The following is a 19105-nucleotide window of genomic DNA, read 5'->3' on the forward strand; positions in this document are numbered from 1 at the left end:
TCATGTTGCAAATGAGAATTCTTCAAAGTTTTTTTGCCGCTACCTTGCCACCACCTCCGTGAGCGCGCCGCGCGATTCCAGCCGCACGGGCAGAAGCTGCGGCAAGGCCCGGGCGAACTGCTGGAACTGGCGCAAGGTGTAGCTGCCGCCCACCGGCAGCGTAGCCACGGCCGGATCACGCACTACCAGGCCGGTATGGCCATAGCGCTCGAACTCAGCGATGGCGTCGGCCAGCGGCGTCTGGTCAAAACTCACCCGCCCCTCACGCCAGGGGGCCACGGCGGTGGGTGGCAGTGCGGCGGGCGCACTGAGCTGGCCGCGGCCATCTGCCACCACACGCTGGCCGGCATGCAACTCCACGCTCGCCAGGCGGGCATCAGCGGTGGCGGGCGCCACCCGTACCCGTCCCTCCTCTACTTCCACTACCGTCTGGCCGGCATCACGGCCACTCTGGCTGTGGCGCACTGAAAAACGGGTGCCCACCACGGTGACGCGCACCCCTCCGGCCCACACATGGAAAGGGCGTTGCGCGTCCGGATGCACGACGAACATGACCTGACCTTCCTGCAGGTGCACTTCGCGACGGTCGCGGAACAAGCGCACCTCGGCCCGGCTGGCCGTATCAAGCTGCAGCGTGCTGCCCTGGCTGGCCGCATCCGGCAGGGTCACGCTGAGCTGCTGCCCGCGCTCGGTGGCATAGGCCTGCACGAAACCCGGTTGCAGCTGCCACTGCTGCCAGCCCAGCCAGGCACCTGCCACCACGACACAGGCCAGCGCCGCCGCCATGGCCTGCGGCAGCCGACCGCCCTGCAGCCATGCCCTCCAGCCGCTGCGGGCCGGCGGACGCGGTAAGGCAGGCGGCCAGGCCGGGGCCGGAGCCTGCGGCGGAGCGCCTGCAGCACGCTCACCCAGGCCGGCCCTGAGGGACGCCAGATGCTCGTCGGGCAGATGCCGCAGCTCATCGAATGTGTGCTCCATGTCCTCAAGGGCCGCACCATGGCGCGGATCCGCCTTCAGCCAGTCCGCCAGTTCAGCCTCGCCCGCTGTGTCCAGACCATTGCGCCGGCGCAGCACCCAGGTCGCCGCCTCGATGTCGAGCGGATCCTGATCCTGAGCAAAGGCGTCGAAGTCGCGCGCATCCTCTTCGGGATCCGGGGAGGCGGCGGGGGCGTGGTCGTGTGGGCGCGAGTTCATGGGCAGGGGGCGGAAGACATGTTCTTGTTCTGCAGACGCATGAGGGTGGGCATTTCCTCACCCCTGCGACAGACGGGCGTACTTTTGGGCGGACTATAGCCGAGCTCAGACGCTGCCGGAGCCCGCCCCGCGCAGCTGCCGCTCACACAGCTTGCAGGCCACCATTGCGCGCACCACATGCTTCTCCACCATGCTGACCGAAACCCCCATGTGCTGTGCAATCTGCGCATGGCTGAGGCCTTCCAGGATGGATAGCACGAAGGCTTCACGGCAACGCGGCGGCAGCGCCTCGATGGTGGCCACATAGGCACGGATGATCTGCTGCGAGGCCAGCACCTCTTCGGGTTGCAGATGGCGTGGCGCCGGCGGATGAAGCTCTTCGGGCAAGGCATCGAGGGGCTCGTGCCGGCGCACCGCATCGCGCCGATGGAGATCGACAATCAGATTGCGGGCCGTGCGATAGAGCAGGGCCCGCACATCCAGGATGGCCTGGCCGCTGCCCTGCACCGACAGCACCCGCAGGAAACTCTCCTGCGCAAGATCGGCCGCCGTATCGCGATCGCTCACCTGGCGATTCAGGAAATTCAGCAGCTCGCGGTGATAACGCTCCAGCACGACAGAATCCACGAATGAGTTGAAACAGCTTGAAGCTGTTCATGATTTCTTAACAAGAACCATTCTCATTTAACCACAGAGTCGCACACTTGTGTCGGCCTCGCCGCGACGAGACGCGCACCTCCGCCAGCGGCGCTGACGCGCTTGATACGAGTCAATTACAGCCGGGGACGGCAATTCCCATACTCAGACCACACTCAGAGAATGGATAAAACAATGGGCTCCCCTGATTTCGTGACCTATCTCACCACCGATCACCGCCATTGCGACGAGCAGCTCGGCGCGCTGCGCCGCAGCGCCATCGGCGGCGACTGGCAGGCCGCCAGCGCCGCTTTCGAAGCCCTGCGCCATGACATCCTGGCTCACTTCGCTGCCGAGGAGGAAGTACTTTTCCCGGCCTTCGAAGCCAGCTCCGGCATGACATGCGGGCCCACCGCCGTCATGCGCATGGAGCACGAGGAAGCGCGCGAACTGCTGCTTGATCTGGCCGAATCCATCGCCTCACAGGAGACGGACGGCGTGCGCGGCTACGGCGAAGCCCTGCTGATCCTGCTGCAGCAACACAACATGAAGGAGGAAAACATCCTCTACCCGATGGCGCAGCAAGGCCTTGGGACGCGCATCGGTGAGCTCAGCGCACAGATCGTGCTGCGCCGGGAGGCCTGATGGAAACACTGGATGTGCGCGGCCTGCCGCCACCCGAACCCTTCGAACGCATCATGGCCGCACTGGATGTGCTGCCGGCCGGCGAAGCGCTGGAAGTGCTCATCCACCGCGAGCCCTTCCCGCTTTACGACTGGCTGCGCGAGCGCGGCTGGGCATGGACGGCTAAGCGCGAGGATTTTTCGGGTTACGAGCAGTTCCGCCTGCACATCGCGGCGGCGGGACAAACCTCGTAGGTGCGACTTCAGTCGCACACCCCGCGTGGCAGGCCGGCTGAAGTCGCCCCTACGAAAACAAGTCTCTGACCCGGCCACAAGCACCCCGACCGAAACCTTCGCGGCCAGTTCCGCTTGTACACGCCCATGCAACTCGTCTCCACCGAAGCCTCGCCTGCGCCTGATCTTTCCTTCGCCCACTTTCTGGCCGGCCTGGCCGGCATGGGCGCGGCGGGAATCCTGCTGGCCTGGCAGCCTGAAGCGCTGCTCACGCGCTGGCATCCGGCCGCGCTGGCAGCCGTGCATCTGTTCGCCCTGGCCGGCCTGATGCCGGTGATGCTGGGAGCGCTCCTGCAGTTCGTACCGGTGGCCTGCGGCCTGGCCCTGCCGCGCTGGCCGCGGCTGGACTGGCTGATCCTGTTCGCGCTGCTGGCGGGGGCCTACGCGCTCGCCGGCGGCTTCCTCTTCGCCGACCCGGCCTGGCTGCTCACAGCCGGCCTGCTACTGGCCGCAAGCCTGCTGAGTTTTCTGGCCAAGCTGCTTCGCGCGCTGTGGCAGCAAAAGCTGCAAGCCACCCTGCCCGCCGCCCTGCGCCGCAATGCCCTGGCCTTCGCCGCCACCGTACTGCTGGGCCTCACACTGATTGGGGTGATGCGTTTCGGCTGGGCGCTGCCCTTCCTGCAACTCGTTGACTGGCATGCACAGTGGGGGCTGATCGGCTGGGTCGGCGGGTTGATCATCAGCGTGAGCAGCGTGGTGGTGCCGATGTTCCATGTCAGCGCGCCCTATCCCAGGCACTGGGAGCTGGCTACGCGTGGCCTGCCACTGCTGCTGCTCGCCGGTGGCCTCGCCAGCCTGGCCGGCTGGAGCACGCTGGCACAACTCTGTACGGCCTTGCTGGCCGTTCTGTGCCTGGCTTTCGGCCTGCTCACCGGGCTGCGCGTGGTGGAAGCGCGGCGCGGCGAGCGCGATGCCTTCCACTGGGGCTGGCTGGCGGTCGCTGCATTGACCAGCGGGCTGGCCTTGCTGGGCCTGCTCGCCAGCCTGGCGTCGGACCCACGCTGGGGCGTAGCCTTCGGCGTGTTGGCACTGACCGGACTGGGGGGTGGAACGATCAGCGTGATGCTCTATCGCATCGTGCCCTTCCTGATCTGGCTGCACTGGCAGCGCGCCAACAATGCCCGCGCGCGTCTGCCCCTGCTGCACCAGATCGTGCCTGAGCGCGCCCAGCGTGCGCAGTTGCTGGCCGATTTCGGCGCCAGCCTGGTGCTCACGACGGCCGCCTTCGTTCCCGTGCTGGTCCTGCCCGGTGCGGCCCTGCTCGCGGCGAGCAAGCTCGTCCAGCTGAGCTTGCTGGCTCGTGCGATGCACGCCTACCGCCAGCGCCTCGCCCTGCTTCACACCCTGCCACCTCGCGTTCGCCCGGCCACGGGTAATCCCTGAGTCTCGCAAAGTCTTGCAGAGCAAGGGCTCTGGCCATTCTTGACACGAATCAAGGAGGCCACCCCGGCCAAGCGACTCCAATCCCCCTGATGGCACCAGTGCGGGGCATTTCCCTTTTGGGTGGAATGACGCACCACAGCAGTGCATTTTTACCAGACTGCTTTGATAGCCCACCGGGATTGGAGAACCACATGAAGATCGTAAGTCTGCTGGTCAGGGTCAGGCCGGAACAGGCCGCCGAAGTCGCCGCCCGCCTCGTCGGCATTGCCGGCGCAAGCCTGCACGGCACGACACCGGATGGGGGCCGCCTGGTGGTAATGCTGGAAGACGGCGAAGGCTATGCCGTCACCGATTCGATTCTCGCCGTGTCCGTCGCCAGCGGCGTGCTGGGCACCACGCTGGCCTACGAATACACCGACGAAGAAGTCACCCCAGACGAACTGGCCACCGCCATGGCCAGTTCCAAGAAAAGACACGTACAGGAGATGCAGGCATGACCACAAGACAATCGCAGGACCGGTCCAAGATTGACTTGACCCCCGCGGGGGGTGACCCGGCGGCTAGCCGGGTCGGGGGCGGTGCAACGCTCAGTCGTCGCGATTTCATCAAGACCCAGGCGCTGGCCGCAGCCACCGCAACCGCCGTGGGCAGCCCGCTGGTGCATGCCGCCACGGCCGCAGCCACCCCCAGCGAAGTGCGCTGGGACAAGGCCGCCTGCCGCTTCTGCGGTACCGGCTGCTCGGTGCTGGTGGGCGTGCAGAACGGCAAGATCGTAGCGACCCAGGGCGACCCGGACGCGCCGGTCAACCGGGGGCTCAACTGCATCAAGGGCTACTTCCTGTCCAAGATCATGTACGGCGCCGATCGCCTGACCCAGCCGCTGCTGCGCATGAAGAACGGCCAGTACGCCAAGGACGGCGAATTCGCGCCGATCAGCTGGGACAAGGCTTTCGACATCATGGCCGAGAAGTGGAAGGCGGCAATCAAGGAGAGCGGGCCGAACTCCATCGCCATGTTCGGCTCGGGCCAGTGGACGATCTGGGAAGGCTATGCCGCCAGCAAGCTCTACAAGGCCGGTTTCCGCACCAACAACCTGGACCCGAATGCGCGCCACTGTATGGCCAGCGCCGTCACCGGCTTCATGCGCACCTTCGGCATTGATGAGCCAATGGGCTGCTACGACGATATCGAGCAGACCGATGCCTTCGTGCTGTGGGGCTCCAACATGGCCGAGATGCACCCGATCCTGTGGAGCCGCATCACGGATCGCCGGCTATCCCACGATCAATGCCAGGTGCACGTGCTATCCACCTTTGAGCATCGCTCCTTCGACCTGGCCGACAACGGCATGGTCTTCGTGCCCAACACCGACCTGGCGATCCTGAACTACATCTGCAACTACATCATCCAGAACAAGAAGGTGAATCTGGATTTCGTGAAGAAGCATGTGAACTTCAAGAAAGGCGAGACCGACATCGGTTTCGGCCTGCGCCCCGGCCACGATCTGGAAAAGAACGCCACCAACAACGGCTACCCGGGGGCAGACGGCAAACCCAAGGGCGACGTGGGCAAAGCCGAAGCGATCAGCTTCGAAGAGTTCGCCAAGTTCGTCTCCGAATACACCGTGGAGAAGGTCAGCAAACTCTCCGGCGTGCCGGCCGCCAAGCTGCAGAAAATGGCCGAGCTGTATGCCGACCCGAAGAAGAAGGTGATCTCCTTCTGGACCATGGGTTTCAACCAGCACACCCGCGGCACCTGGGTGAACAACATGATCTACAACGTCCACCTGCTGGTGGGCAAGATCAGCGAGCCCGGTAACAGCCCCTTCTCGCTCACCGGCCAACCCAGCGCCTGTGGCACCGCACGCGAAGTCGGCACCTTTGCCCACCGCCTGCCGGCGGACATGGTCGTCACCAATCCGGAGCACCGCAAGCACGCCGAAGAGATCTGGCAGCTGCCCGACGGCACCATTTCCGACAAGGTCGGCCTGCACGCCGTGGCCCAGAGCCGCGCCCTGAAGGATGGCAAGGTCAAGTGCTACTGGACCAGCACCACCAACAACATGCAGGCCGGGCCGAACATCAATGGCGAGGTCTACCCGGGCTGGCGCAATCCGGCCGCCTTCGTGGTGGTCTCGGATGTATATCCCACGGTGTCCGCACTGGCCGCCGACCTGATTCTGCCCAGCGCGATGTGGACCGAGAAGGAAGGTGCGTTCGGCAACGCCGAGCGGCGCACCCAGTTCTGGCGCCAGCAGGTCAAGGCGCCGGGCGACGCGCGCTCGGATCTGTGGCAGTACATCGAGTTTTCCAAGCGCTTCAAGGTCGAGGAAGTGTGGCCGGCCGAGCTGATCGCCAAGAAGCCGGAACTGAAGGGCAAGACCCTGTATGACGTGCTGTACGCCAACAAGGTGGTGAACAAATTCCCGCTCAGCGAAGTCGAGAAGGTGAATGCCCACGCCATTACCGGCTACATGAACGACGAGTCGAAAATCTTCGGCTTCTATCTGCAGAAAGGCCTGTTCGAGGAGTACGCGAAGTTCGGCCGCGGCCATGGTCATGATCTCGCCGATTTCGACATGTATCACAAGGCGCGTGGCCTACGCTGGCCGGTGGTGGATGGCAAGGAAACCCTGTGGCGCTTCCGCGAAGGCTTCGATCCCTATGTGAAGAAGGGCGAAGGTGTGAAGTTCTACGGCCACAAGGATGGCAAGGCCGTCATCTTCGCGCTGCCCTATGTGAATCCACCGGAAATGCCGGACAAGGATTTCGACCTGTGGCTATGCACCGGCCGCGTGCTGGAGCACTGGCACACCGGCTCGATGACGCGCCGGGTGCCCGAGCTGCACAAGGCGGTGCCGGAAGCGGTGATCTTCATGCACCCGGACGACGCAACGAAGCGCAAGCTGCAGCGCGGCATGCTGGTCAAGGTCGCCTCGCGGCGCGGCGAAATCACCGCGCGCATCGAAACGCACGGTCGCAACAAGCCGCCGGTGGGCCTGATCTTCATCCCCTTCTTCGATGAAGGCCGGCTGGTGAACAAGCTCACGCTGGATGCCACCTGCCCGATCTCGAAAGAGACGGACTTCAAGAAGTGCGCGGTGAAAGTGACCCGCGCCTGAATGCGCTGATCCCGGCCGGGTCCGGGATCACGCCTGAACCTTGACTCCGCCCCTCATGAGCGAGCCCACCAAGCCAGCCAACGCCAGCCCGCGCCGCCGTTTCCTCAAGGAAATGGCCGGTGCGGCCGGGGGCGCCTGCCTGCTCGCCATGGGCGTCACGCTCTATTCGAAACAGGCGGGAGCGCGGCCCGCGCAAGCCATCCGCCCACCCGGCGCACTGATGGAGGAAGCCTTCCTCGGCGCCTGCATCCGCTGCGGCCTGTGCGTGCGCGATTGCCCCTACGACACGCTCAAGCTCGCCACGCCCGGCGATGGCATAGTCAGTGGCACGCCCTATTTCACGGCTCGCGACATCCCCTGCGAAATGTGCGAGGACATTCCCTGCGTGAAAGCCTGCCCCAGCGGCGCGCTCGATCACGCCCTCAGCGACATCCGCCAGGCCGAGATGGGCATTGCGGTGCTGATCGATCAGGAGAACTGCCTCAACTTCCTCGGCCTACGCTGCGACGTGTGCTACCGCGTCTGCCCAGTCATCGACAAGGCGATCACCCTGGAGATGCGGCGCAACCCGCGTGAAGAGCGCGAAGGCCCGGCCGCCACCCGCCACGCGATGCTGATACCCACCGTGCATGCCGACGCCTGCACCGGCTGCGGCAAGTGCGAAAAGAGCTGCATCCTGCCGGAGGCCGCGATCAAGGTGCTGCCCGCCCACATCGCCCGTGGCGCCCCGGCTGAACACTACCGACGCGGCTGGGAAGAGAAAGGCAAGGCCGGCGGCTCGCTGATCGGCGATCAGGTCAAGCTGCCCGTACGCGGCCTCGATGATCAATCTGCACCGGGAGGCCAGCCGTGAGTGCGCAGCGCCCCGGCCTCGAAGCCATCGCCGACAAGGGCTGGTTCACCGCCCACAAATGGCTGCTGCTGCGCCGCGCGTCGCAGTTGCTGATCCTCGCCGCCTTCCTCGCCGGACCATGGTTCGGCGGATGGCTCGTGAAGGGCAACCTCGCCTCCAGCCTGACCCTGGATGTGCTGCCGCTGACCGATCCTTTCCTGTTCCTGCAGATGCTGGCCACCCGCCACTGGCCTGAGATGAGTGCGCTCATCGGCGTGGCCATCGTGCTCGGTTTCAACCTGTTGGTGGGCGGCCGGGTGTTCTGCTCCTGGGTCTGCCCGATGAATGTGGTGACGGATAGCGCCGGCTGGCTGCGCCGCCGCCTGGGCCTCAAAGGCGGGCGCACGCCGCACGACGCCACCCGCCTGTGGCTGCTCGGCTTTGTGCTGCTGGCGGCCGCGCTGACCGGCTCGCTGGTGTGGGAATGGGTGAATCCTGTATCGATGCTGCAGCGCGGCCTGATCTTCGGCTTCGGTGCCGCCTGGGTCTTCGTGGCCGGCGTGTTTCTCTACGACCTGCTGCTGGCCGGACGCGGCTGGTGTGGCCATGTCTGTCCGATGGGCGCCCTCTACGGCCTGATCGGCAAGACAGCCCTGCTCCGCGTTTCCGCTCATGGCCGCAGCGCCTGCAACGACTGCATGGACTGCTTCGCCGTATGCCCTGAACCCCAGGTGATCCGGCCGGCCCTCAAGCCACGCGATGCGGCCGCCAGCCCCCTGATTCTGGATGGTGACTGCACGAACTGCGGTCGCTGTATCGACGTATGCAGTCAAGAGGTCTTCCGATTCGGCAGCCGATTCAACAGGAGCAAAAAATGAAAAAACTGATACTGATCCTCACCGCCTGCCTGATGCTGGCCCCGGCCTACGCCCAGAAAGCCGAACCCGTGCCTGATCCGCTTGCCGGCGTGAAGGCTTTCGGCATGCGCGGCGTACCGATCGACGGCCCGGAAGCCGCGTCGGACAACTTCCGCAACGAGCGCGACCAGCCGCCACTGCCGCGGGATTTCGTGCAACAGCCACCGCTGATCCCGCACACCGTGAAGGGCTACAACATCACCAAGAACTTCAACAAGTGCATGGATTGTCACGCCTGGAACCGTACCAAGGACACCGGGGCCACCAAGGTCAGCGTGACTCACTTCAAGACCCGCGAAGGCACCGAACTCTCCAACATCTCCCCGCGCCGCTACTTCTGCACCCAGTGCCATGTACCGCAGACCGATGCCAAGCCGCTGGTGGCGAACAAGTTCCAGCCGGCCGCCGGCATGCGCTAAGCGGGTATCCGCCGACTACGCACGCCAATCTCGTGACTCCGATGCTCGCCGTACCACTCGTACGACTTCGCCTCTCTTCACGACCTTGACGCGCTCGCTATGGCGGCTCCTCCGCTTAGTCCCAGAACTCGATCTTCACAGGACAAAAACATGACAAGCGAAAACACCACCTGCAACGGGATCAAAGCGAAGCTGTGCGCCCTGCTCAAGAAAAAATGGTTCATCGGCCTCGGCGGCCTCACCGTGGCCTTCGCCGCCGGCATCATCTTCTGGGGCGGCTTCAACACTGCGATGGAGCTGACCAACCGCGAACAGTTCTGCATCGGCTGCCACGAGATGCAGGAAAACGTCTATCAGGAATACCGCAACACCATCCACCACTCCAACCGCACCGGCGTACGCGCCACCTGTCCGGACTGCCATGTGCCCAAGGAGTGGGTGCCCAAGGTGATCCGCAAGATCCAGGCTTCGAAAGAAGTGTGGGGCAAACTCACCGGCAGCATCAGCACCCCCGAGAAGTTCCAGGCCGAACGCCTGCGCCTGGCGCAGAACGAATGGCGGCGCATGAAGGCCAACAACTCACAGGAGTGCCGCAACTGCCACAACTACGATTCGATGGACTACGCCGAGCAGAACCGCCGCGGCGCGGTCATGCACCAGAAGGGTTTTGCCGACGGCATGACCTGCATCGACTGCCACAAGGGCATTGCCCACAACCTGCCGCCGATCGAACAGCACATCGGCGCCGAGCGTGATGCCGTGCCGCCGGAAGTGATGCACCCGTCTGTCGCGCCCAAACCTGAGGCGGCCGCTTCTCCGGCGAACTGAAACCGCCCCGCCAGAAAGCACAAGGCCCCGTAAACCGGGGCCTTGTGCATGGCAGCCTGCGCAGGATTCAGAGCGGCCGATCGCTCGGCAGGGCAAAGTAGAACCACTCGTTGCCGGGCAGGGACTTCGGGTTCGGAAAGACGATGAAGCCGGTGCCCTGCGCACGTACCTCCGTGCCATCGTGGCGGATGCCGATCACCTCGCCCGCCTCGACCGGGTCGAAGCTCTTCCATTCCTTCACGAAACGGTCGTCCGGGTGCATGCGGTCGATCACATCCACCAGACGCAGCAGTTCCGGCGCCGGGTGCGGCGCCGGAACGGGTGCGTCGATCAGCCCCAGCAAGGCCAGCGTATTGCGGATCGCCTTATAGGCCACTTCCGGTGCCGCCGGATCTTCATGCTGACCGCATTCCAGCGTGATCGCGTAGCCCCCCTTGGAGCGCATGTATTCGGTGGTACCCACGCCATAGCTCGGATCCGTGCTGAGCATCTGCGCGCGCAGGCTGGCGTCCGGGTAGGCGAGACGGCGGGCCACGCCACGCGCATAAGTGTCCAGCCAGCCTTCGACGATGCGGCGCACGCCCAGGCGCACGGCCAGCGCCTGCTCCTGCGCAGCATGGCTGAATGGCTCCAGGGAGCCGGAATTGTCCTGCGGGCCAAGCATTGCAAAAGGCTCACCGCCGGTGTGGAAGGAATGCAGATCGAGCAGCGCGTCATGCGCCTCGAGCAGGGGGCACAGCGCATTGGCGATGCGATCCTCGAAGTCGACCGGCTCGGCGGTGGGGCGCAGGTTGCGGTTGAGATTGCGGTCACCCATGCGCTGCTTGAGGTGGTAGGCCAGCGGATTGGTGATCGGCACGAATGTCAGGGTGCCGCACTTGAGGCTCAGCGCACCGGAATCGAACTCGGCAATCAGGCGCTCGATGGCGCGCGAGCCGCACACCTCGTTGCCATGCACGGCGCCCAGCACCAGCAGCTTCGGGCCTGGTTCAAGGCCGGCAAAGCTATGCACGCGCAAGGCGGTGGTGGAAGGCTGGGTGTGGACGGGGTGACTCATGGGGAACTCCGGATGAAGATCGATTCAGCGGGCACGTATTGTCGCAGGAAGCCATGTGCAGCGGGCTATCAGCATCATCACCCCGGCCAGATCGGGCTCGCGGCATAATGCCCCTGCCCCCCACACAGGAACACTTTCCATGAACGACCTGACCCGTACCCCGCGCGGCAGCCTGCAACTGCGCACCCTGGCCATGCCGGCCGACACCAACCCTAGCGGCGACATCTTCGGCGGCTGGCTCATGTCACAGATGGACTTGGGTGGCGCCATCCTGGCCAAGGAGCTGTCACGCGGCCGGATCGTCACGGTGGCCGTCGATGCGATGAGCTTCCACCGCCCGGTCGCAGTGGGCGATGTGGTCTGCGTGTATGGCGAATGTGCGCACGTCGGCCGTACCTCGCTGAAGGTGAAAGTGGAGGTATGGGTCAAGAAAGTGACCGGCGAACAGATCGGCGAGCGCTTCTGCGTCACCGAAGCCACCTTCAGCTACGTCGCGATCGGCGCCGACAAGCGCCCACGTGTGATCCCGCGCGAACACAACCCGGAGCTGGAAGCGGCCATCGCGGCCATAGCCGCCGCCTGAGGTCGGCCGCCCACCCGCCAGATGCGCGAACCTCTGGGCCGTCCGCCTTGAGGCGGTCGGGGGCGACTGCTATAGCAGAGCATGTGCAGCCTTCCGCGAGCCCGCCATGCTTCCGCTTGATCCACAGCTGTTTCGCCTGTTTCTGGAGTCCCTGGAAGCCCCGGCGCTGCTCCTTGACGCACGCGGCGAGATCCTTTTCGCCAATCCGGCCTGGCATCTCAGCCCACGCGTCAGCAGCGCACCGGACCAACCCTGGCCAGGGCAGAACTACCTCACGCTGCTGAATGCGGCGGCCGGCGGCGGTGACCGCAGCGCCGGTGCTACCGCTGAAGGTTTACGCCGGCTGGCGGAAGAAGGGGGCGAAGGCTTCAGCCAGGATTACTTCAGCAAGGGCCCGGAGGCGCACGACTACTACCACCTCAAGGCCTGGCGCATCGAGTACGCAGGGCAAGTCGTGCTGGGCGTTCTCCACAGCCCGCAATTGCAGCACGACGCGCTCACCGGCCTGGCCACGCGTCAGCTTTTCGCCCTCAGCCTCAGCGCTGAGCTGGGCCGCGCCCGACGCCAGAAACAGCCCTTGAGCCTGCTCATGCTGAACACCGATCACCTGCGCACGATCAACGAACTTCACGGCACACGCATCGGCGATGAATGTTTGATCGCCATTGCCGCCCTCCTGCGCGAACACGCCCGCCGGCCCACCGATCTGGCGGCACGCTACGGCGGCGACGAGTTTGTCGTGCTGCTGGGCGACACGCCCGGCACCGAGGCGCGCCGGATCGCTGAGGCCATGCGCGCCGAAATTGAGGACCTTCACATTGCCGCCGGCCCGCAATATTTACTTAGCGTCAGCATCGGTGTGGCCGATGGGACGCCAGGGCTACGCCACATCAGCGAAGCCATGCTCCTCGAGGCAGCCGAAGTCGCCCTCTACCGGGCTCGCCGGCGCGGCCAGAATCGCGTGGTATGGGCCCAGACCGAGCCGGACCTGCTCAGCGCGCTGCTCAAGGGCCTGTCCTGATTCAGCCAGCTCGCACATGCCGGGTGCGCAGCCTCTTGAATGGCACACACAGCCTCTTGTGCGTTTCCAAGGCTAAATGGTCAGACAACCAATGCCGCCCTGAGCACCGTTAACGGAGTGCTTTGCGGATTTTTCTGCAAACAGGAGACGACTGCGGCCTGGCGGGTCGATACGTTCCACCAGCTCCGGACGCACGCGGTGGTCATCACGCAACGATAGGTGCGGGCACGAAAACCTGCGCATCCCCAAACTCAGCAGGCTTGAATCACACTTCGACCCGGTTGCGCCCTGTCGCCTTGGCCCGGTAGAGCGCCGCATCGGCACGCGCCAGGATGGCCTGCCAGTCGGTATCGGCGGGCGTGCCGCTGGCCACGCCAATGCTGATCGTCACCTCCAGGGCGGCCACCCGGCTGGACGGCCGCGAGCGTGCGCTCAGGGCACGCAGGCGTTCGGCGATCTCGGCCGCCCCCTCCGGCCCGGTATCCGGCAGCAACACACCAAACTCTTCACCCCCGAGGCGCCCAAGCAGATCGCCACGCCGCAGGGCCTGTGTCCACAGCGCGGGCAATGCTGCCAGCACCTCATCCCCCACCGCATGACCATGGCGATCGTTGATCTGCTTGAAATGGTCAATATCCATCATCAGCAGGCTGAGCCGGCCCTTTGCCCGGCTCACCCGCGCAAACTCACGCCCAGCCTGCAGGAAGAAGGCACGCCGGTTCATCACCCCGGTCAGTTCATCCTCCATCGCCAGACGCTGGATATGGTGCTGGGCCTTGAAAAGAGAGCGCTGGATGCGGTGCATGAATCCGGCAAAAGCCAGCGCCAGCACGCTCAGGACGCCGGCCACCGTGAACACCAGGCGGCGGGTGGCGAAATAGGGTTCGAGCGTTTCATCGAAGCCACGCGTTGCCACGACAAACAGGGACTTGTCCGGCAAATGCTCGAAGCTGACGATGCGCCGCACGCCATCACTGAAGCGGCCATCGGACTCGAAATGCCCCCGCTCCGCCGTATGGAAACGCGGGAAGTTCGGCGAGCTGCTGACATCCTTTCCAAGCATGGCCAGATCCATTGGCGCGCGCGACAACAGACGGCCATCCGCACGCACCAGCAGCAGGCCGCCCTGCTCCTTGAGACGCCATTGCTCATGCGGTTTGATCAGCCGGTCAAGCTCGACCACAGCAACCACCATCTTCAGCCCGGCACGCTCGTTTTCGAGACGCCAGGAAATCGGGATGCCCCATTTTCCCGTCGTACGCCTCACCACCGGGCTGCCGATGTACAGGCGGCGCTCGCCGCGCCCCAGTTGGGCCTTGAAGTAATCACGGTCGCTGACATTCACCAGCGCGCTTCCTGCGACCTCAGCCCCAGGATGCACCGTGCCATCGCTGCTAAGCAGACGCAGATCGATCAGATCGCCGGAGAGGCGCCGCAGCTCCGCAAGCAGCGCAAGGAAAGTCGGGTCTGTCAGCGGATCGGCACCCGTATGGGCCTGCAGCCAGAGATCCACAACCCGCAGATCGGTTTCAACACTCTTCAACAAAGCCAGAGTGTGCTGGGTCACCACGCTGTTGAGCTGCTCCAGCTCCCGCGTCGAAGACGCCAACAGGCGATCGCGATACATCCCCGAAAACACCAGCACCAGGCCCCACATCACGGCCAACAGGGCGAACATCGACAGCCATAGCCCGCGACGCAGGATGGAGGGGGCGGAATGATGGATCTGGACAGAGTGAGGCATGAGAACCTGAATGCCGTACACGGCGCTATCCCACGCTTAACGTCACGCCAACGCAAATCTTGCGTGCCCACCTGTGCGGGTTTTCCTGCGGCGCCGGGCCGTGAGCCGGGCCATCGCGGCAAACGTACGTTCAAGAAGCCTCCGCCGGATGCCGTACAGCATTGAATGAGCGCCCCCCAACGCCCCCACAGAGAGAAATCATGTCCATCGCCCGCAAGCTGATCATCCTGGCCCTATGCGCAGCCACTGCCCTGATCCTGGTGGGCGCAGCCGGTCTGTACGCCGCCCGGGAAGGCTCCGCAACGCTCGAAGACATCAACAACCGCGCCATTCCGGGCCTGAACTTGCTTCACAACGTGCGCTCGGAGCAGCAGCAGATCGCCATCGGCCTGTTCCGCCACACGCTCAGCACGGATCCCGCCGTCAAGGCGCAGATCGAGCAAGACATGGAAAAACGAGCCGAGCGCGTAAAGCAAGACATGGCCGGCTACGCAGCGCTGATCCAGACTGCCGAGGGCAAGGAACGCTTCCAGGTGACCAGCGGACTGGTCAAGGAATATCTGGGACTACTTGCCGAATTCATCACCAAAGCCCGCGCCAGCGGCAGCGCACCCGAGATGTCCGGGCCAATGGGCGCCAAGCGCGCCCAGTTCTCGAAGCTGCTCGATGAACACATCGAGTTCAACATCGACTCGGCCAGCCGGGAGGCCAAAACCGCTGAAGCAGATGCCCGGCGCGACATGCTGATCTCCCTCGCCATCATCCTCCTCGCCCTGGCCATGATTGGCGGCCTGAGCTTCTCGGTGATTCGCGGCATCAAGCGCTCGCTCGACGACATCCAGCAGGCGATGCAGAAAATTGAAGGGGATCTGGATCTTTCGGTACGCGCTCAGGTGAATGGGCAGGACGAGATCGCCACCGTGTCGAATGCACTCAATCGCCTGCTCACCAAGCTCAATGCCAGCTTTTCTTCGATTGCCGGTCATGCCGACAAAATCAGCACTTCCTCCAGCCAGATGAGCGACACCGCCGGGCAAGTGGCGCACGCTGCAGCCTTGCAGAGCGATTCAGCCTCCGGCATGGCCGTCGGCATCGAGGAGATGACGGTCAGCATCAACCATGTGAGCGACCGCTCCACCGAAGCACGTGATCTGGCCCAGGAATCCGGCAAACTGGCCCACGACGGCATCCGCGTGATCGACGAAACAGTCAGCGACATCAACGCCATCTCGCGTTCGGTGAGTCATGTGTCCTCGCGTATCCGCGAGCTCGAAGCACATGGTGACCAGATCTCCTCGATCGTCTCGGTGATCAAGGAAGTGGCCGACCAGACCAATCTGCTGGCGCTGAACGCCGCCATCGAAGCTGCCCGTGCCGGCGAACAGGGCCGTGGTTTCGCGGTGGTGGCCGACGAAGTGCGCAAGCTCGCCGAACGCACCGCCAGCTCAACCACCGAGATCAGCAGCATGGTGAGCGCCATCCGCAACCTCTCCCAAGAGGCTGCCACCAGCATGGAAGAGGCTGTCAGCATGGTCGAAGCGGGTGTGGAGCGTGCCGGCATTGCCAGCCAGGCCATTCACCGCATCAGCGAAGGCAGCAACAACTCGCAGAGCATGGTGGAAGAAATCTCCAGCGCGATCCGCGAACAGAGCACAGCGAGCAACAGCATCGCCGTGCATGTCGAAAAGATCGCCCAGAGGGCTGAAGAGAGCAGCGCCGCAGCACGCAGCAGCGCCTCCCTGGCGAATGAGCTGGACCAGTTCGCACGGGAAATGCAGGGCGTGGTGTCCGCTTACAAGCTCTGAGCCTGTTTTTTGGGTGCCCCGTCGGCGCCGCCGCATCCTTTAGAATCTCCAGCGGCTCATGCTTGGCCGATACCTGTATTCAAACTCTGGAGATGATTTTGGCTGAACGAATCGGGGTATATCTGACCTGCGAAGGCTTGGGAGATTGCCTGTTTGCCATTCCGGTCCTGAAAAGCCTGCTCAAGAACTGGGGCGAGCCGATCACGCTGGACATCTTCACTCACCATCCTGACCTGTTCAGGAACTCTCCGTATGTGAAAACGGCCAGCCCCATCGGCGATGGCACAGCCTTGCAGCTGTATGCCTCCTCCCGCAGGGTCATCAAGATGTTCGACACCGAGTGGTGTCATCACCAGAAAATCGACACCTTCGATTTCATGAGCATCCCGCTGCGGCTCGGTACGCTGGATTTTGACGAGAAGCAGCTGGAGTACTTCCCGCTGGAGGCCGACCAGGCCGAGCGCTTCGATGTGGTCCTGAACACCTCGCAAACCTGGATCACCCGCAGCTGGCCGCACGAGAGCTGGCAACGCCTGGCCGACCGCATCCTCGAACAGGGCCATTCGGTGGCCGTGATCGGCAAGGACAGCTACAGCCAGGCGGACCGGCTAATGAAAACCTCACGCCCGCTTGCAGGCTGCACGGATCTCACCAACCGCCAGAGCATCGATCAGGCCTTCCACACCATCAATCGCTGCCGCCTGTTCGTTTCTGGCCAGAACGGCCTCTCCGTACTCGCAGGTGCGACAGATGCCGAGATCGTGGTACTGGGCAGCTCGATCGCCTGGAGCCACCGAGCCATCTACCGCCAGGGCAACCCGATGCACCGGATCACCTATGCCACAGGTCACTGCGACAGCTATTGCGGGGCATCGGGGCAGTGCCGGAAGAATGGCAGCCGGGAGCAGTTCGACTGCGTACCGGGCTATGCCGCTGTCGAACAAGCGGTCATGGCCCGGCTTTCTGCCTGGAAATCCCTTACTGCCGGCTGACCCTCAGGAACTGCAGGACAAGGCCGAGCAGCCGGGCTCGTTACGTGCCCAGTCCGGCCGCCGGCCGGCCAGATCGGCAAATTCGGGCTGCTCCGTGTAAGGCTGGCGAATCGCCGTCATGAGCCGCTCCAGCACGCTCAGGTCCCCCGCTTCGGCAGCCTTGATGGCGCTCTGGGCCAACCAGTTGCGCGGGATCAGCCAGGGGTTGGCAGCATGCATGCGCGCCACGCGCGCGGCGGCCGCTTCCGGCGCAGTGGCAATCCGCGCCTGCCAGGCGCCAAGCCAGTTTGCGAAGGCTTCGCGCGCCTGGGTGGAAGGCTCGGCATAGAAGGCCGGAGCCAGAATCTGCAGCGCTGCTTCGCGTTCCGTATCCGCATTGATACGGGCCAGCGCGCGGTAGAAGATTGTCATGTCTGTATCGACTGTCGCGAAGCAGGCGAACAGCGCGCTGACCAGCTCGAAGTCCGGCTGCGCCGGCCCCTCCTGCGGCAGGCCCAGCTTGTCGCGCAGCATCGCCAGATAGTGGCGCTCGAAAGCCTCGCCATAGGCATCGAGGCAACGCTCCAGCGCGCCGATATCGCCCACCAGCGGCAGCAGTGCATTGGCCAGGCAACTCAGGTTCCAGCCGGCCACCCGGGCCTGCTCGGCATAGGCGTAGCGCCCGCCACGGTCGGTGGTGTTGGGCGTGAAGCCGGGCTCGAAGGCGTCCAGCCAGCCATACGGGCCGTAATCGATGGTGAGGCCCAGCACCGAGAGGTTGTCGGTATTCATCACGCCGTGCACGAAGCCCACCCGCAGCCAGTGCGCCATCAGGAGCGCGGTACGCTCGCAGACCTCCCGGAACCAGGCCAGATAGACCTCCTGCGAGGGGCTTCCGAGCTGCGGAAAGTGGGTCGTGATCGTGTAATCGACCAGTTGGCGCAGCAGGCCGAGATCTTCGCGCGCGGCCGGCAGCTGGTAGTGGCCAAAGCGCAGGAAGCTCTCCGCCACGCGGGTCACGATGGCGCCGGGCTCCTCGCGTGCCCGGCCGTCGTAGAACATGTCGCGCAGCACCGCCTCTCCCGTGCCGACCAGGCACAGCGCGCGGGTGGTCGGCACGCCCAGATGGTGCATGGCCTCGCTGCACAGATATTCGCGGATCGAGGAGCGCAACACCGCCCGGCCATCGGCATGGCGCGAGTAAGGCGTCAGCCCCGCCCCTTTCAGCTGCACTTCGAGGCGCAGCCCGTCCGCGCCGATCACCGTGCCGAGCAGGGTGGCGCGGCCATCACCCAGCTGGCCGGCCCAGTTGCCGAACTGGTGGCCACCGTAGCAGGTGGCATAGGGCTGGCTGCCGGTGAGCAGGCGATTGCCGGCGAAGACTCCCGCCGCCGCCTGCGGATCGACGGGCAGCGCATTGAGCCCGAGCAGGGCCGCGCAATCGGCCGACCAGTGCAGGAGGCGCGGGGCGGCCACCGGAGTTGGCGCACAGAAGGAATACACCGCCCCCTGTACCGTGCGTGGCTGTGGCAGATCCAGCGGATCGGCCGGCAAGGTGCGCAGAAAACGGTGATCGAAAGTCAGGGCAGCAAGATCAGCAGGCAGAGGCATGGGAGGCTTACGGCGAGAGGCTCAGTCATTCAGTCTACGGTTTTAGAGCAAGATTTCAGCCACATC

Annotated in this window: 18 protein-coding genes; 13 read left to right on the top strand and 5 right to left on the bottom strand. The window is 64.6% G+C overall.

What is annotated here, in order from left to right:
• Positions 1-39: 39 nt before the first annotated feature.
• Positions 40-1194, bottom strand: a complete 1155-nt coding sequence (locus C0V76_RS09680; protein WP_101942179.1) for a FecR domain-containing protein — start codon at positions 1192-1194, stop codon at positions 40-42.
• A gap of 105 nt (positions 1195-1299) precedes the next feature.
• A complete protein-coding gene (locus C0V76_RS09685; protein ID WP_254048214.1) occupies positions 1300-1821 on the bottom strand; it encodes a sigma-70 family RNA polymerase sigma factor in 522 nt (173 codons plus the stop codon).
• A 204-nt stretch (positions 1822-2025) separates the two neighbouring features.
• On the opposite strand from C0V76_RS09685, the gene C0V76_RS09690 reads away from it, so the two are divergent.
• The 9 genes from C0V76_RS09690 to C0V76_RS09730 all read left to right on the top strand — a co-directional run bounded on the left by C0V76_RS09690 (position 2026) and on the right by C0V76_RS09730 (position 10247).
• Positions 2026-2475: a hemerythrin domain-containing protein gene (locus C0V76_RS09690; RefSeq protein WP_101942181.1), complete on the top strand. Its 450-nt coding sequence runs from the start codon at positions 2026-2028 to the stop codon at positions 2473-2475.
• The gene (locus C0V76_RS09695; RefSeq protein ID WP_101942182.1) at positions 2475-2708 is read left to right on the top strand and encodes a DUF2249 domain-containing protein; all 234 of its coding nucleotides are present in this window, start codon (positions 2475-2477) and stop codon (positions 2706-2708) included. Before C0V76_RS09690 ends, C0V76_RS09695 begins: the two co-directional genes overlap by 1 nt.
• 126 nt (positions 2709-2834) lie before the next feature.
• Positions 2835-4130: a hypothetical protein gene (locus C0V76_RS09700; RefSeq protein ID WP_101942183.1), complete on the top strand. Its 1296-nt coding sequence runs from the start codon at positions 2835-2837 to the stop codon at positions 4128-4130.
• Positions 4131-4321: 191 nt separating this feature from the next.
• The gene (locus C0V76_RS09705) at positions 4322-4627 is read left to right on the top strand and encodes a chaperone NapD (protein ID WP_101942184.1); all 306 of its coding nucleotides are present in this window, start codon (positions 4322-4324) and stop codon (positions 4625-4627) included.
• A complete protein-coding gene (napA, locus tag C0V76_RS09710) occupies positions 4624-7251 on the top strand; it encodes a nitrate reductase catalytic subunit NapA (RefSeq protein ID WP_101942185.1) in 2628 nt (875 codons plus the stop codon). The genes C0V76_RS09705 and napA overlap by 4 nt, the downstream gene beginning before the upstream one ends.
• Positions 7252-7306: 55 nt before the next feature.
• Positions 7307-8104 (top strand): ferredoxin-type protein NapG, encoded by a 798-nt coding sequence (gene napG, locus C0V76_RS09715; RefSeq protein ID WP_101942186.1) that lies wholly within the window; start codon positions 7307-7309, stop codon positions 8102-8104.
• Positions 8101-8961, top strand: a complete 861-nt coding sequence (napH, locus tag C0V76_RS09720) for a quinol dehydrogenase ferredoxin subunit NapH (protein ID WP_101942187.1) — start codon at positions 8101-8103, stop codon at positions 8959-8961. The genes napG and napH overlap by 4 nt, the downstream gene beginning before the upstream one ends.
• Entirely contained in the window at positions 8958-9419 is a 462-nt protein-coding gene (locus C0V76_RS09725; RefSeq protein ID WP_101942188.1) for a nitrate reductase cytochrome c-type subunit, read from the top strand. Before napH ends, C0V76_RS09725 begins: the two co-directional genes overlap by 4 nt.
• 150 nt (positions 9420-9569) lie before the next feature.
• Positions 9570-10247: a NapC/NirT family cytochrome c gene (locus C0V76_RS09730; RefSeq protein ID WP_101942189.1), complete on the top strand. Its 678-nt coding sequence runs from the start codon at positions 9570-9572 to the stop codon at positions 10245-10247.
• Positions 10248-10314: 67 nt separating this feature from the next.
• Here C0V76_RS09730 and C0V76_RS09735 read toward each other — a convergent pair whose 3' ends face one another.
• Positions 10315-11304 (bottom strand): succinylglutamate desuccinylase/aspartoacylase family protein, encoded by a 990-nt coding sequence (locus tag C0V76_RS09735; RefSeq protein WP_101942190.1) that lies wholly within the window; start codon positions 11302-11304, stop codon positions 10315-10317.
• A 139-nt stretch (positions 11305-11443) separates the two neighbouring features.
• On the opposite strand from C0V76_RS09735, the gene yciA reads away from it, so the two are divergent.
• The gene (gene yciA / locus C0V76_RS09740; RefSeq protein WP_101942191.1) at positions 11444-11887 is read left to right on the top strand and encodes an acyl-CoA thioester hydrolase YciA; all 444 of its coding nucleotides are present in this window, start codon (positions 11444-11446) and stop codon (positions 11885-11887) included.
• A gap of 106 nt (positions 11888-11993) precedes the next feature.
• Positions 11994-12908 (top strand): diguanylate cyclase domain-containing protein, encoded by a 915-nt coding sequence (locus C0V76_RS09745; RefSeq protein WP_101942192.1) that lies wholly within the window; start codon positions 11994-11996, stop codon positions 12906-12908.
• A 265-nt stretch (positions 12909-13173) separates the two neighbouring features.
• On the opposite strand, the gene C0V76_RS09750 is transcribed toward C0V76_RS09745, so the two are convergent.
• Positions 13174-14652, bottom strand: a complete 1479-nt coding sequence (locus tag C0V76_RS09750) for a diguanylate cyclase (RefSeq protein ID WP_143707391.1) — start codon at positions 14650-14652, stop codon at positions 13174-13176.
• Positions 14653-14852: 200 nt separating this feature from the next.
• Between C0V76_RS09750 and C0V76_RS09755 the strand changes: the two genes are divergently transcribed.
• Entirely contained in the window at positions 14853-16457 is a 1605-nt protein-coding gene (locus tag C0V76_RS09755) for a methyl-accepting chemotaxis protein (RefSeq protein ID WP_101942194.1), read from the top strand.
• 98 nt (positions 16458-16555) lie between these two features.
• Entirely contained in the window at positions 16556-17449 is an 894-nt protein-coding gene (locus tag C0V76_RS09760) for a glycosyltransferase family 9 protein (RefSeq protein WP_158239199.1), read from the top strand.
• A gap of 3 nt (positions 17450-17452) precedes the next feature.
• On the opposite strand, the gene C0V76_RS09765 is transcribed toward C0V76_RS09760, so the two are convergent.
• Positions 17453-19039, bottom strand: coding sequence for a YdiU family protein (locus C0V76_RS09765; protein ID WP_101942196.1), 1587 nt, complete (start codon positions 19037-19039; stop codon positions 17453-17455).
• Between the last annotated feature and the right edge of the window lie 66 nt (positions 19040-19105).

Source organism: Uliginosibacterium sp. TH139 (assembly GCF_002855595.1).
GTDB classification, from domain to species: domain Bacteria; phylum Pseudomonadota; class Gammaproteobacteria; order Burkholderiales; family Rhodocyclaceae; genus Uliginosibacterium; species Uliginosibacterium aquaticum.